This is a genomic window from Brevundimonas poindexterae, from assembly GCF_020524625.1.
Classification (GTDB): domain Bacteria; phylum Pseudomonadota; class Alphaproteobacteria; order Caulobacterales; family Caulobacteraceae; genus Brevundimonas; species Brevundimonas poindexterae_A.
This window is the reverse complement of the sequence record NZ_JAIVLL010000002.1, coordinates 436,250-449,084: the sequence shown is the minus strand read 5'-3', so window position 1 is coordinate 449,084 and position 12,835 is coordinate 436,250. Positions and strand designations below refer to the sequence as shown.

Genomic DNA, 12,835 nt, shown 5'->3' with positions numbered 1-12,835 from the left:
GGCCGCCCTTACCGCGCCATGCGGCCGTCGTTCAGGGCCTCGGGCTCGAACGGGAAGGCGATCGCCGGGTCGACCGGCCGTGTCGTGACGCTGAGGCCGTGCACGCCGAGGCGCTCGACCAGATGGCGCATGACGTTCAGACGAGCCTGCTTCTTGTCGTCGGTGGCCACAATCAGCCAGGGCGCGAGCGGCGTATGGCTGCGCAGCAGCATGGTGTCGCGGGCCTCGGAATAGGCGTGCCAGCGCTTCTGGGCCTGGGCGTCCAGCGGTGAGGTCTTGAAGTGTTTGAGCGGGTCCTCGACCCGGGCCTCGAGACGCCGCTTCTGCTCGCCCTTGGTGATGTCCAGCCAGATCTTGATCGGGACGATATTGGCCTCGGTCAGCATGGCCTCGAAGGCGGGCACGTCGCGGATGAAGTCGGACTGTTCCTCAGGCGTCGAGAACCCCATCACCACCTCGACCCCGGCGCGGTTGTACCAGGAGCGGTTGAAGATCACGATCTCGCCCGCCGCCGGCAGGTGGGCGACATAGCGCTGGAAATACCACTGGGTCCGCTCGCGGTCGCTCGGCTTGGGCAGGGAGACGACCCGGGTCTGGCGCGGGGCCATGTACTCGGTCACGCGCTTGATGGCGCCGTCCTTGCCGGCGGTGTCGCGCCCCTCGAACAGGATCAGCACCTTGCGGCCCTCGGCGATCAGGCGGGCCTGGCTCTCGACCAGGGCAATCTGGAGGGTACGCAGCTCGGCCTCATAGGCCTGTTTTTTCTTTCCCATGGCTGACACTGGAGCCAAGGCGGTCGATAGATGCAAGGGAAACCCGCCGCAGCTCCCGATCGCCTGTCCATGATCCGCCTCTGTATCCCCCAGCCCCTGTCGCCCGGCGCGGCCTTGGCGCCCAGCCTCGAACAGTCGCGCTATCTGACCCAGGTTATGCGGCTCAAGGCGGGCGACGACCTGCTGGTCTTCAACGGGCAGGATGGCGAGTGGCGCTGCTCGGTGGCCGAGGTGCTGAAGCGGGGCGTCGTCCTGCGGGCTGAAGAGCGGGCGCGGGACCAGATTCTGCCGCCGGATGTCGAGCTGCTCATGGCCGCCGTGAAGAAGAGCCCGCTCGAGTTCGCGGTCGAAAAGGCTACCGAACTGGGGGTGCGCCGCATCCGGCTGGTGCGCACCGAACGCACCCAGCCGCAGAATCTGCGCCTCGACCGGCTGGAGACCATAGCGGTGGAATCCGCTGAACAGACGGGCCGGATGGATGTGCCGGACATCCTCGCGCCGGAGCCGCTCGAGGCTGTACTGGACGGCTGGGATCCCGACCGGCGCCTGATGTTCTGCGACGAGACAGGCGGCCCTCCGGCGCGCGTGGCGCTACCGCAAGCAGGCGGCACGGCCTGGGGCATAGTGATCGGGCCCGAGGGCGGCTTTTCTCCGTCGGAGCGGCAGCGGCTTCTAGAGCTGCCATTCACCACGCCCGTGTCGCTGGGGCCGCGTGTCCTGCGCGCCGACACGGCGGCGACCGTGGCGCTCGCCCTGTGGCAGGCGAACCTGGGCGACTGGGAGCGATGAGGCCACTTGTGCCCGTCGTCCGGACTGCCCAATTGGCCAGACGAACGAGGGACCCCTTTGATGTCTGACGCCGAACCCCTGAGCCGCGAGGCCCTGATCGGGACCCTGTCGAAGGGGATCAAGCCCAAGGATCAGTGGCGGATCGGGGCCGAGCACGAGAAGTTCGGCTTCGACAAGGCGACCCTGAGGCGCCCGGCCTATGACGGCCCCGCCGGCATCCGCGCCATGCTGGAGGGCCTGCAGCGCTTCGGCTGGAGCCCGGTCGAGGAAGGCGGCCACGTCATCGCGCTCGAGCGCAGGAACGCCGAAGGGATGACCGCCTCCATCAGTCTGGAGCCGGGCGGCCAGTTCGAGCTGTCAGGCGCACCCCTCAAGGACATCCACGACATCTGCTCCGAGACCGGCCAGCACCTGGTCGAGGTCAAGATGGTGGCCGACGAGCTGGGCCTGGGCTTCCTCGGGGTCGGCTTCGACCCCCTGTGGAGCCGCGAGGACGTGCCCGTCATGCCCAAGGGTCGCTACGACATCATGCGCGCCTATATGCCCAAACGCGGCGGGCTGGGCCTCGACATGATGCTGCGCACCTGCACCATCCAGGCCAATCTGGACTTCGACTCCGAAGCCGACATGGTGATGAAGTTCCGCACCTCGCTGGCCTTGCAGCCGGTGGCCACAGCCCTGTTCGCCAATTCTCCGTTTACGGACGGTCGCCCGAACGGCTTCCTGACTGCCCGCGCCAACGTCTGGACCGACACCGACCCGGACCGCACCGGCATGCTCGATTTCGTCTTCGCGGACGGCTTCGGCTTTGAGGCCTATGTCGACTATGCGCTCAATGTACCCATGTATTTCGCCAAGCGCGACGGGCGCTATGTCGATCTGTCGGGTCAGTCGTTCCGCGCCTTCATGGACGGAAAGCTGGACGTCCTGCCGGGGGACCGGGCCAATGCCAAGGACTGGGCCGACCACCTGACGACCCTGTTTCCCGAAGTGCGTCTGAAACAGTATCTGGAGATGCGCGGCGCCGACGGCGGCCCGTGGAGCCGCATCTGTGCCCTGCCCGCGCTGTGGGCCGGCATCTTCTATGACGCACCCTCGCTGGCGGCGGCCTGGGACCTCTGCAAGGACTGGCAGATCGAGGATCACGAGCGCCTGCGCCGAGAGGTGACGCGGCTGGGCCTGCGCGCCGAGATCGGCAGCCGGTCGCTGCGCGATGTGGCGGTGGATATGGTCGCCATCGCCCGCCAGGGCCTGAAGAACCGGGCGCGCTTCTCGGGCGGCATGGTCGACGAGCGCGGCTATCTGTCCGAACTGGAGGACACGGCCGACAGCGGGGTGACTCCGGCCGAGCGCCTGCTGGACCTGTACCACGGCCCCTGGGGCGGGGACGTGCGCCGGCTCTATTCCGACTTCGCCTACTGAGGCGCGGTCCGGGTCAAGCGGACGCAGGCCGGAACTACGGTGGCGCTTGCGGGTTAGGTGAGCATGACCACAGACAATCCGACCCCCGATCGCCCCGGTGACATTCCTCCCGGCCAGCAGCCTGCCGATGTCGACGCGCGCGAGGCCGACGGCCCCGTCGTGGACGCCCAGCAGACCAAACAGGGCCGCAGCGGGCTGCGCATCGTGGTCGTTCTGGTGGTGTCGATCGCGCTGATCCTGATCGTCTATGCCATCATCCTCATGGCCAGCCAGCCGGGTCTGGATGCCGCCGAGGATGAGCGTCAGGCGCTGCCGGTACCGGAGGAGCTGCAACCCGTGCCCGAAGCCTCGCCGGCCGGATCGCCTGCGGCCACCGACTCCGAAGCCGGAGCCATGACCTCCGACTCGAGCCCGCCGCCGGTCACGCAATAGACCCGGCAAGCTCTGGACTTGTGCCGACCAGTGCCGGACGATCCGCGGATCGACGGCACAGGGGCGCGGCATGAGCGGCAATATCCACATCGGCATCGGCGGCTGGACCTATGAGCCGTGGCGCGGGGTCTTCTATCCGGAGGGCCTCGTGCAAAAGCGCGAGCTGGAATATGCGGCCAGCAAGCTGACCTCGATCGAGATCAACGGCACCTATTATTCGACCTTCAAGCCCGACAGCTGGATGAAGTGGCGCGACGAGACGCCCGATGGCTTTGTCTTTGCCGTGAAGGCCAGCCGCTACTGCACCAATCGCAAGGTGCTGTCTGAGGGCAAGGAGAGCTTTGACCGGTTCCTCGACCAGGGCCTGACCGCGCTGGGCGACAAGCTGGGTCCGATCAACTGGCAGTTCATGGCCACCAAGAAGTTCGATCCGGCCGACTTCGAGGGTTTCCTGAAACTGCTGCCCAAGGAGAAGGACGGCGTACGCCTGCGTCACGCGCTGGAGGTCCGGCACGCCAGCTTCGACACCCGCGACTTCTATGATCTGGCGGCGAAGTACGGCTGCGCCATCGTCTATGCCGAAGACGAGGAGGCGCCGGAATGGCCCCGCATCGACCAGCCGACCGCCGACTTCTCCTATGCCCGCCTGATGTCCAGTCGGGAGGATGAGCCGACCGGCATGTCCTCCGATGAACTGGACGCTGCGGCCGACCGCCTGCGGGGCTGGGCGAAGCGTGGCGATGTGTTCGCCTATATGATCGCGGGCGCCAAGGTCCGGAACCCGGCGGCCGCCATGGCCTTGATCGAGCGGGTTGGATGACAGCCCGGGCCCTTCAGGGCCGCTGCCATTGCGGGGCGCAGCGCTTCGTGGCCCCCGCGCCGGAGTCGGTCACAGACTGCACCTGTACGACCTGTACCAAGCGGGGGACGCTGGCGGCCTACTATGCGCCCGTGGCGGTCGAGCTGACCCTTACGCACGACGCCCTGACCGCCTACGAATGGGGCGACCGGATGATGACCTTCTTCCACTGCGCGACCTGTGGCTGCGCCGTGTATGCCGAGGCCCCGGCCTGGACGACCGACGAGGGCGAGGCCCGGTCCGCCCGGGTCGTCCTGAACGCCCGTCTGTTCGAGGGGCTGGATCTGGCCGCCGTGCCCACCCGTCACGTGGACGGCCGAAACGACTGGTAGGCTTGCGCAGGGCCCCGGTCGTGCGCACCTGAACCCGATAGCCCCTGAAGGATCGTTTCATGCCCATCGCCACCCGCGCCTTTGCCGCCGTCGCCGCCGACCAGCCGCTGGAGCCCTGGAGCTTCGACCGGCGCGATCCCGGCCCGGACGACGTGGCGATCGAGATCAAATACTGCGGCGTCTGTCACTCGGACCTGCATGTGGCGAAGAATGATCTGGGCGGCACCCGCTATCCGATCGTGCCGGGCCACGAGATCGCCGGTGTGGTGACTGCGGTCGGATCGAACGTGACGCGCTTCAAGGAAGGCGATCGCGTCGGCGTCGGCTGCATGGTCGACAGCTGCCGGACCTGCGCCGCCTGTCAGGAGGGGCTGGAGCAGTATTGCGAGCCCGGCATGACCCAGACCTATGGCTCCGCTGACCGCAAGGGGGCCGAGGTCGGCCAGAAGATCACCCAGGGCGGCTATTCCGACCGGATCACGGTCGATCAGAACTATGTGCTCAGCATTCCGGATTCCATTCCGCTGGATGCCGCCGCGCCGCTGCTGTGCGCCGGGATCACGACATACTCGCCGCTGAAGACCTGGGGCGTGGGACCGGGTTCGAAGGTGGCCGTCGTAGGGCTGGGCGGACTTGGCCACATGGCCGTCAAACTGGCCGCGGCCATGGGTGCCGAAGTGACGGTGCTGTCGACCTCAGACCGCAAGAAGGCCGATGCCGAACGCATGGGGGCCAAGCACTTCCTGATCAACTCGGACGCCGACGCCATGAAGGCGGCGGCCGAAAAGTTCGACCTGATCATCAATACGGTCTCGGCCACCCATGAGATCGCCAGTCACCTGAACCTGCTGGCGCGGGACGGCACCATGGTCATGCTTGGCCTGACGACCGAGGGCATGCCGGTGTTCGCCATTCCGCTGCTGATGCGCCGCCGCCGGGTGGCCGGCTCGCTGATCGGGGGCATTCGGGAGACGCAGGAAATGCTCGACTTCTGCGCCGAGCACGGCATCGCCTGCGATATCGAGGTGATTGCGCCCGACCGCATCAACGAAGCCTATGAGCGGATGCTGAAGTCGGACGTCCGCTATCGCTTCGTGCTGGATATGGCACAGCTGTGAAGTTGACCACCTAGCCGGGAACCCCGCGTTTCGTTAAGACTTGGATGACGGAGGGGCGCGCTGAGACGCCCCCCGCACCGGAAACGCAAGGGACTGCATATGGCACGGGTGGCACTGGTCACCGGGGGAACCCGGGGCATCGGCAAGGCGATTGTTCAGCGGCTGAAGGAAGACGGCCTGTCGGTCGCGGCCGGCTATTCCGGCAATGCCCAGGCGGCCGAGGCGACGGCCGCCGAGCTGGACGTCATGGTGGTGAAGGGCAATGTCGGCTCGTTCGAGGATTGCGCCCGCGCCGTGCAGGAGGTCGAGGCCGAACTGGGCCCGATCGATGTGCTGATCAACAATGCGGGCATCACGCGCGACGGCTTCTTTCACAAGATGACCGCGGACCAGTGGTCGGACGTGATCCGCGTGAACATGGACTCGGTGTTCAACATGACCCGCCAGGTGATCGGCGGCATGCGCGACCGGGGCTTTGGCCGTATCGTCAACATCAGTTCGATCAACGGTCAGAAGGGCCAGATCGGCCAGACCAACTATTCCGCCGCCAAGGCCGGCATGATCGGCTTCACCAAGGCACTGGCGCTCGAGAATGCGCGCAAGGGCGTGACCGTCAACTGCATCGCCCCCGGCTATATCGACACCGAAATGGTGGGTGCCATGGACCAGAAGGTGCTGGACTCGATCATCGCCCAGATCCCCGTCGGACGGCTGGGCAAGGGCGAGGAAATCGCGGACATGGTGTCCTGGCTGGCCGGCGAACGTGCCGGATATGTCACAGGATGTACGCTATCGCTGAACGGCGGTCAGTATCTGGTCGGCTGACGGGCGGCTGCCCAAAATCTGCCGGGGTGCAGAGTCACACATTTTGACATGACGCGCGGAAGACAGGTCGGATCGACATGGCGACCGGCGCCCCTGGCCGTGCTGGCAGGGGTGTTCGTCCTTGCGTGTCTGTCGCTCGCCTCGATGGCTCACGCCCAGTCCAGCGCAAACTTTCAGAGCGAGTCCTCGCGCAGCCAGCGCGACCGCAGCCCGTCGACCAATCTGCCCGGCAGTGGCCGCTACGTCTCGGAGACAGGGCAGGGCTTCATTCTCGACCGGTCCAGCCCCGCCACCCTGATGCGGTTCGACCGCTCGACCGAGGTGTGGGTCCTGCGCCCCTCGCCCGCCCCGCGCGGCGACATCATCTTTCGCAACGATGCCGGGGATCAGGTGCTGCGGGTCACGCCCGACGGGGGCATGACCCTTTATACGACCGCCGCGCCCCAGGGCTCGCCCGTGTCGGCGGCGGGTCCGGCGCCTGAGCTTCTGGCGCCGACGCTCACCGCCTTCCAGCTGATGGATTTCATCCTTCGTCAGAGCGACCGGGCGACCCGTGCTGTCGGCCGTATCGTGGTCGTGGATATGGACATTGAGCCGGGGTCAGAGCCGGTGGCCACCGACGCCCTGTCGACCGCCGTCGACGCCATCGTGCGCATGGCCCGCTCGCCCAGCCTCCGGCGCGACGTGGCCCGTGTGCAGGAGATCATCATCACCGACATCGGCCCGCGCCAGGTCAGCTTCTCGCGCGGCACCTTGCGGATCGTCATTGATCCGGACGCCGGTTTCGCCGGTCGGCCATCGTCGGCGCGGATCGTGCGCGTGATCGCCGGCGTCGAATAGTCAGCCGCGAAAATCATCCTTGGCGGCGCGCCGGTGGGCAAAGGTCGCCGCATCGCCCGCCGTCAGGAACGGATTGAAGCGCCGCTCATCCCCCAGAGTCGTCGGCACGGTCGGCTGACCTGCGTCGATCCGGACCCGCAGGGCCTCGACATGGGCGCGCAACTCCGGCCGGTCATCGACGCTCAGCGCAAACCGGGCATTGGCGGCGGTATATTCATGGGCGCACCAGATCACCGTCTCGTCGGGCCAGGTCATCAGGGTCGACAGGCTTGCCCACATCTGCTCCGGCGTACCCTCGAACAGTCGCCCGCAGCCGAGGGTGAACAGGACGTCTCCGACAAAAGCGGTCCGGCCCTCGGGATCGTGGAACACCACATGGCCGAGGGTGTGCCCGGGGGCGGCGATCACATCGAGGCGGGTGTCTCCGACCTGCACACTGTCGCCGTCCCGGATCTCGTGGTCGAGGGGTGCGGCACGCCGGACCTCTTCCGGGCCATGGATGGCGCAACCGGTCGCTGCCTTCAGGGCCTCGTTCCCGCCGGTGTGGTCGGGATGCCAGTGGGTGTTCAGCACCTGGCCCAGCGGGCCCCAGCCGAGGGCCGCCAATTCCTCGAGAATGCGATCGGCATCCGGAGTGTCGATGGCCGCCACGGCCCCGGTGGCGCGGTCGCGGACCAGCAGGCCGTAGTTGTCCGACAGGCAGGGGAAGAGGTGCACATCCAGCGTCATGGCCATGACCCTAGCAGGGGGTGGGCGTCCGGGGCTATCCTCAGCCCATGCGCATGCCCATCGAGGAGCTCAGGCAGTTCTACGGCGAGCCGTCCGGTCGGCTGGTCCGTCGCCTGCTGGCTGACCGGCTGGAGGGCGCGTGGGGCGAGGCCGACGGCTGTGACGTTCTGGGGCTGGGCTATGCGACGCCCTGGCTGGGCGCCTTCGTCGGCGCCCGCCGGCTGATCGCGGCCATGCCGTCGGGGCAGGGCGTCGAGGTCTGGCCGCGCGGCGCCCGCAACCGCGCGGTGCTGGTCGATGACCGGGCCTTGCCGTTTGCTGCGGGTAGTTTCGACCGCGTGCTGGTGGTCCATGCGCTCGAGGAGGCCGACGATGTGCGCGCCCTGATGGCCGAGGCGATCCGGGTACTCAGCCCTGCGGGACGGATCATTCTGGTGGCCGCCGCGCGCGGCGGTCTGTGGGCGCGCGCCGAGAGCACCCCGTTCGGCCACGGCCGGCCTTTCACGCGGCGCCAGCTGGAACGGCTGGTCCGTGAAGTGGGTCTGGAACCGGCTGCCTGGTCGCAGACGCTTTATGTGCCGCCCTGGCCCGTGCTGTACGGGATGGCGGACGGCTTCGAGCAGGTGGGACGCCGCCTTGTACCGGGCGCGGCCGGGCTGATCCTGCTGGAGGCGACGCGTCAGGCCTACGCCCTCGCCCGGACTGCGGCGCAGACCGAGCGTGTCCCCCTGCTGGAAGCCGGGCTGGAACCCGCGTCGGCCAGCCGGGACAGTCGCCGGGCTCTGGTCGAGCCGGTCGAACACGCCTAGAGCGTCGGCATGCACCGACTGATCCTGATGCGTCATGCCAAGGCGGAACGCGGCTCTCCCTCGGGCCGCGATCGCGACCGTCCGCTGTCCCCCCGCGGCGAGGCCGATGCCCTGCGCGTCGGCCGGATTTTGGCCGACCGGGGCCTGAAGCCCGACCGCGCCCTCGTCTCGTCGGCCGAGCGTACGCTGCAGACCTGGGAGCTCGTGCATGAGAGCCTGGGGGACGTCGAGGTTCGGCAGGTCGATGCGCTGTACGAGGCCGAGCCGGGGACCCTGCGCACCCATGTCGAGGACGAGTCTGAGCTGGCGGGCTGTCTGATCCTGGTGGGTCACAACCCGGGTATCCATCAGCTGGCCATGGAGCTGCTGATGGAGGGGGCGGCGGCGCCCTCGGTGCTGGACCGGCTGGCGGCGGGTTTCCCGACGGGTCAGGCGGTGGTCTTCTCCGTCGACGCGGCCGGGCGCTATGCGCTGGAAGGTCTGGTGCGGCCCGAGGACAGCGACACGTGAGCGGGACCATCTTCAAGCTGGTGGATGCGGAGGAGTGGGAGGCGGCGACCGCCGACGGCCACTATCCGGGCTCCGAGGTCGACCGGCTGGACGGCTACATCCACATGTCGACCGCTGAGCAGCTGCCGGGCACGGCCAGCAAACACTATGCGGGCCGGACGAACCTTGTGCTGGTGACCCTCGAGACGGCCGCGCTGGACGACCTGGTGTGGGAGCCCTCCCGCGGGGGGGCGCTGTTTCCGCACCTGTACCGACCCCTGCCCCTGGGTGCGGTCCGTGCGGTCGAGGCCTGCCATGTCGACGCGGCGGGGACGCTGCACATCGACGCCGGAGAGCCGGCATGAGCCCGCTCGACATGGGCACGGCCCTGCTCCGGCAGATGGACGCCGAGCGCGCGCACGAGATGGCCATTGCCGGCCTGCGCTACCTGCCCCTGGGCGTGCCCAAGGACGACCCGATCCTGCCTACCCGCGTCGCGGGACTGGACCTGCCCAATCCCGTCGGACTGGCCGCAGGCCTGGACAAGAATGCGGTCGCCATCCGGGGTCTGGCGGGGCTGGGCTTCGGCTTTGTCGAATGCGGCTCGGTCACCCCCCGGCCCCAGACCGGCAATCCGCGCCCGCGCCTGTTCCGGCTGGAAGAGGACCGGGCGGTGATCAACCGGATGGGGTTCAACAACGACGGGCTGGAAGCCTTTGCCGACCGGCTGGCCCATCGTCCCCCCGGCGTGGTGGTCGGGGCCAATCTGGGCGCGAACAAGGATGCCGACGACCGGATCGCGGACTATGAAACCGGCCTGCGGCGACTGGGCGGCCTCGCCGACTATCTGACCGTTAACGTGTCCTCGCCCAATACGCCGGGCCTGCGCGGCCTGCAGACGGTCGAGGCGCTTGAGCCCTTGCTGGCCCGCATTCAGGCCGCCCGGCCCAAGGACCGGCCGGTCTTCCTGAAGATTGCCCCCGACCTGTCGGACGCCGACATCGGTCGGATCGTCGAGGCCAGCCTGCAATACGGGCTGGACGGACTGATCGTGTCCAACACGACCCTCGATCGACCCGAGACCCTCAGATCGGCCCATGCCGCCGAGGCGGGCGGGCTGTCGGGAGCCCCTTTGAAGGATCGGGCGCGGCGGGCCCTGACGGCGGCCGTCGAAGCGGCCGACGGGCGCCTGCCGCTGATCGCGGTGGGCGGGATCGCCGACGGGGCCGAGGCCTATGCCCGCATCCGCGCAGGGGCCAGCGCCGTCCAGCTCTATTCGGCGCTCGTCTTCGAGGGGCCGGGTCTGGTCCGGCGGATCAAGGCCGATCTGGTCGCCCGCCTGAAGGCGGACGGCTTTTCCACAGTGGCCGAGGCTGTCGGCACCGCGCGTTGACGGAGCGTTAGGCCTGACGCGCCATAGTGGTGGAAAGGGCTGAAAGGCCCACCCACAGGGATGCGAATGACCATGGCAACGGCCGACTTGTCGTCAGGCTGGGTTGAGGCAATCCGGCAGCGCCGCAAGGCACTGCTGCAGCGACTGGGCATGGGCGCCGCCAGCGCCCTGGTGTTCAGCCCGATCCTGGGCTGGGACTTCTCGATCGCATGGGTGGCCGGCTACTTCTTGGTCCAGATTTTGGACCTGTGGGTGTTCGGCCCGGTCAACGCCGGCAAGTCCCAGTCCTTCGGCCTGCCGCGCTTTGCGGCCGCCTGCGTCATGCTGGTGGCGAATGCTGCCTATTTCGGCAGTCTGTCCGTGCCGCTGTGGCTGGTCGGCGGGCCGATGGGCGGGGTCTGCGCCGCCATCCTGCTGTCGTCAGGTGCCATCTACGCCGTGGTGAACGCGCCCCGGTCGAGGACAGTACTGGCGCTGACAATTGCCCCGCAGTTCCTGTATCTTGCGGTCACGCCGGTGTTCATGGTGACCCACGGGGCGTCCGCCGCCTTTGCGACGGCCTTCGCCATCGCCATCGCCGTCTTCATGACCTACTGCCTCAGCACCTGGCAGCGCATGGAAATGGCCCGCAAGTCCGAGGAGGCCGCCCGGCTGGATGCCGAGAGCCGCCGTCTTCATGCCGAAGAGGTGATGGAGAGCCGACAGGCCTTTCTGGCCGCCGTCGGACACGATCTTCGGACCCCCATCAGCGCCATCATGGCCGGTGCGGGTGTCATCCAGGACAGCACCGACGACTACCACACCCGAAATCAGGCCCGCCTGATCACCGACGCCGGCCTGATGATGAAGGCCCTGCTGGACGACCTGCTGGACCACGCCAAGATCGAGGCGGGGCGCATGACGGTCGAGGTCGACGACTTCAACCTGCGCTCCCTGATCGCCCAGACGGCCCGACTGTGGCAGGGGCCGGTGGCGTCCAAGGGGCTGAAGCTGCGCATCGAAGGCGCCTCCCAGGTGCCGGCCCATGTGCGCGGCGACTCCATGCGCCTGCGCCAGATCCTGAACAACCTGATCTCGAATGCGGTCAAGTTCACGGACACGGGCAGCATCACCCTGAAACTCAAGGCCTGGGAGGAGGAACCCTCCGGCTATTCCGTGCTGATCGAGATTCAGGACACCGGGCCGGGTATGACGCCAGCCCAGATCCAGCGCCTGTTCAGCCCGTTCGATCAGACCACCTCGGGCGTCAGCGCACGCCACGGCGGAACGGGACTCGGACTGGCGATCAGCCGTCACTTGAGCGAACTGATGGGCGGGCGCCTGACGGCCCACAGCCGCCTCGGCGAGGGATCCAGCTTCACCGTCGCCCTGAGTTTCCCCCGCGCCAATTCGGAGACCAGCAGCCTGCCGGCACCGGAACGGGCCGGGCGGGAAGTGGTGGCCCGCGCCCTCGGCGGTCTGCCGGACAAGGCACCGGTGGCCCCGCCTGCCGCGCCCGCACCCACGCCTGCGCCGGCGGTCGAGGCCGGGCCGGTTGCCGCCGAACCGGTCGAGACGTCTCCCGTCGCCGAACCGGAAGTCGCTGTGGAAGAGGTCGCGGAGGATGACGCCCCCATGCGGGTGCTGGTCGTCGACGATCACGACATCAACCGGCGGGCCATCCAGCTGATCCTGCAACCTCTCGGATGCGAGGTCACCACGGCCGCTGACGGCTTGCTGGCGCTCAAGGCCTGCGACGCCCAGACCTTCGACCTGATCTTCATGGATGTGCGGATGCCGGAGCTGGACGGTCGTGAGGCGACCCGACGCCTGCGGGCCTCGGACAACGCCAATGCCGAAGTGCCAGTCATTGCCGTCACGGCCGACACCAGCCCGGAGGACATCACCGCCTGTGGCGAGGCCGGCATGACCTATTTCGTGCCGAAACCGATCACGCCCGCGTCGCTGCTGGGTGCGGTGACCCACGTCGTGAACGGCGCCACGATCCGGCCCCCGCAAGAGAACCGGATCGAGGCCGTGGCCTGA

General features: G+C 68.1%; 15 protein-coding genes. 13 read left to right on the top strand and 2 right to left on the bottom strand.

Annotated features, from left to right (window positions below; genetic code table 11):
* Positions 1-8 precede the first annotated feature (8 nt).
* Complete coding sequence (ppk2, locus tag LC068_RS08565) at positions 9-773, bottom strand: polyphosphate kinase 2 (protein WP_226636326.1); 765 nt, start codon at positions 771-773, stop codon at positions 9-11.
* 69 nt (positions 774-842) lie between these two features.
* On the opposite strand from ppk2, the gene LC068_RS08560 reads away from it, so the two are divergent.
* From LC068_RS08560 to LC068_RS08525, 8 genes are all read left to right on the top strand, one after another.
* Positions 843-1,562 (top strand): 16S rRNA (uracil(1498)-N(3))-methyltransferase, encoded by a 720-nt coding sequence (locus LC068_RS08560; protein ID WP_226636324.1) that lies wholly within the window; start codon positions 843-845, stop codon positions 1,560-1,562.
* Between the two features lie 60 nt (positions 1,563-1,622).
* Entirely contained in the window at positions 1,623-2,984 is a 1,362-nt protein-coding gene (locus LC068_RS08555) for a glutamate--cysteine ligase (RefSeq protein ID WP_226636322.1), read from the top strand.
* A gap of 63 nt (positions 2,985-3,047) precedes the next feature.
* Complete coding sequence (locus LC068_RS08550) at positions 3,048-3,416, top strand: hypothetical protein (RefSeq protein WP_226636320.1); 369 nt, start codon at positions 3,048-3,050, stop codon at positions 3,414-3,416.
* Positions 3,417-3,486: 70 nt separating this feature from the next.
* Positions 3,487-4,236 carry a DUF72 domain-containing protein gene (locus tag LC068_RS08545; RefSeq protein WP_226636318.1) on the top strand — a complete coding sequence of 250 codons (750 nt, stop codon included), beginning with the start codon at positions 3,487-3,489 and terminating at the stop codon, positions 4,234-4,236.
* Positions 4,233-4,607 (top strand): GFA family protein, encoded by a 375-nt coding sequence (locus tag LC068_RS08540; protein WP_226636316.1) that lies wholly within the window; start codon positions 4,233-4,235, stop codon positions 4,605-4,607. The genes LC068_RS08545 and LC068_RS08540 overlap by 4 nt, the downstream gene beginning before the upstream one ends.
* Before the next feature lie 59 nt (positions 4,608-4,666).
* Complete coding sequence (locus tag LC068_RS08535; RefSeq protein ID WP_226636314.1) at positions 4,667-5,725, top strand: NAD(P)-dependent alcohol dehydrogenase; 1,059 nt, start codon at positions 4,667-4,669, stop codon at positions 5,723-5,725.
* Positions 5,726-5,824: 99 nt separating this feature from the next.
* The gene (gene phbB / locus LC068_RS08530; protein ID WP_209119681.1) at positions 5,825-6,550 is read left to right on the top strand and encodes an acetoacetyl-CoA reductase; all 726 of its coding nucleotides are present in this window, start codon (positions 5,825-5,827) and stop codon (positions 6,548-6,550) included.
* Between the two features lie 48 nt (positions 6,551-6,598).
* Positions 6,599-7,390 carry a DUF4908 domain-containing protein gene (locus LC068_RS08525; protein WP_226636312.1) on the top strand — a complete coding sequence of 264 codons (792 nt, stop codon included), beginning with the start codon at positions 6,599-6,601 and terminating at the stop codon, positions 7,388-7,390.
* Here the strand turns inward: LC068_RS08525 and gloB are convergent, their stop codons facing one another.
* On the bottom strand, positions 7,391-8,119 hold the full coding sequence (gene gloB / locus LC068_RS08520) for a hydroxyacylglutathione hydrolase (RefSeq protein WP_226637072.1): 729 nt from the start codon (positions 8,117-8,119) through the stop codon (positions 7,391-7,393).
* Positions 8,120-8,166: 47 nt separating this feature from the next.
* Here gloB and LC068_RS08515 point away from each other — a divergent pair, with 47 nt between their 5' ends.
* The 5 genes from LC068_RS08515 to LC068_RS08495 all read left to right on the top strand — a co-directional run bounded on the left by LC068_RS08515 (position 8,167) and on the right by LC068_RS08495 (position 12,835).
* On the top strand, positions 8,167-8,928 hold the full coding sequence (locus LC068_RS08515) for a class I SAM-dependent methyltransferase (protein ID WP_226636310.1): 762 nt from the start codon (positions 8,167-8,169) through the stop codon (positions 8,926-8,928).
* A 9-nt stretch (positions 8,929-8,937) separates the two neighbouring features.
* Positions 8,938-9,438 (top strand): SixA phosphatase family protein, encoded by a 501-nt coding sequence (locus tag LC068_RS08510; RefSeq protein ID WP_226636308.1) that lies wholly within the window; start codon positions 8,938-8,940, stop codon positions 9,436-9,438.
* On the top strand, positions 9,435-9,782 hold the full coding sequence (locus LC068_RS08505) for a DUF952 domain-containing protein (RefSeq protein ID WP_226636306.1): 348 nt from the start codon (positions 9,435-9,437) through the stop codon (positions 9,780-9,782). Before LC068_RS08510 ends, LC068_RS08505 begins: the two co-directional genes overlap by 4 nt.
* On the top strand, positions 9,779-10,810 hold the full coding sequence (locus LC068_RS08500; RefSeq protein WP_226636304.1) for a quinone-dependent dihydroorotate dehydrogenase: 1,032 nt from the start codon (positions 9,779-9,781) through the stop codon (positions 10,808-10,810). Before LC068_RS08505 ends, LC068_RS08500 begins: the two co-directional genes overlap by 4 nt.
* A gap of 72 nt (positions 10,811-10,882) precedes the next feature.
* Entirely contained in the window at positions 10,883-12,835 is a 1,953-nt protein-coding gene (locus LC068_RS08495) for an ATP-binding protein (RefSeq protein WP_226636302.1), read from the top strand.

Coding starts and splice junctions, on each gene's coding strand:
- LC068_RS08535 (WP_226636314.1), top strand. CDS start 4,667: ATGCCCATCGCCACCCGCGCCTTTGCCGCCGTCGCCGCCGACCAGCCG.
- LC068_RS08500 (WP_226636304.1), top strand. CDS start 9,779: ATGAGCCCGCTCGACATGGGCACGGCCCTGCTCCGGCAGATGGACGCC.
- LC068_RS08540 (WP_226636316.1), top strand. CDS start 4,233: ATGACAGCCCGGGCCCTTCAGGGCCGCTGCCATTGCGGGGCGCAGCGC.
- LC068_RS08550 (WP_226636320.1), top strand. CDS start 3,048: ATGACCACAGACAATCCGACCCCCGATCGCCCCGGTGACATTCCTCCC.
- LC068_RS08515 (WP_226636310.1), top strand. CDS start 8,167: ATGCGCATGCCCATCGAGGAGCTCAGGCAGTTCTACGGCGAGCCGTCC.
- gloB (WP_226637072.1), bottom strand. CDS start 8,119: ATGACGCTGGATGTGCACCTCTTCCCCTGCCTGTCGGACAACTACGGC.
- LC068_RS08510 (WP_226636308.1), top strand. CDS start 8,938: ATGCACCGACTGATCCTGATGCGTCATGCCAAGGCGGAACGCGGCTCT.
- LC068_RS08545 (WP_226636318.1), top strand. CDS start 3,487: ATGAGCGGCAATATCCACATCGGCATCGGCGGCTGGACCTATGAGCCG.
- LC068_RS08495 (WP_226636302.1), top strand. CDS start 10,883: ATGGCAACGGCCGACTTGTCGTCAGGCTGGGTTGAGGCAATCCGGCAG.
- ppk2 (WP_226636326.1), bottom strand. CDS start 773: ATGGGAAAGAAAAAACAGGCCTATGAGGCCGAGCTGCGTACCCTCCAG.
- LC068_RS08525 (WP_226636312.1), top strand. CDS start 6,599: ATGACGCGCGGAAGACAGGTCGGATCGACATGGCGACCGGCGCCCCTG.
- phbB (WP_209119681.1), top strand. CDS start 5,825: ATGGCACGGGTGGCACTGGTCACCGGGGGAACCCGGGGCATCGGCAAG.
- LC068_RS08560 (WP_226636324.1), top strand. CDS start 843: ATGATCCGCCTCTGTATCCCCCAGCCCCTGTCGCCCGGCGCGGCCTTG.
- LC068_RS08555 (WP_226636322.1), top strand. CDS start 1,623: ATGTCTGACGCCGAACCCCTGAGCCGCGAGGCCCTGATCGGGACCCTG.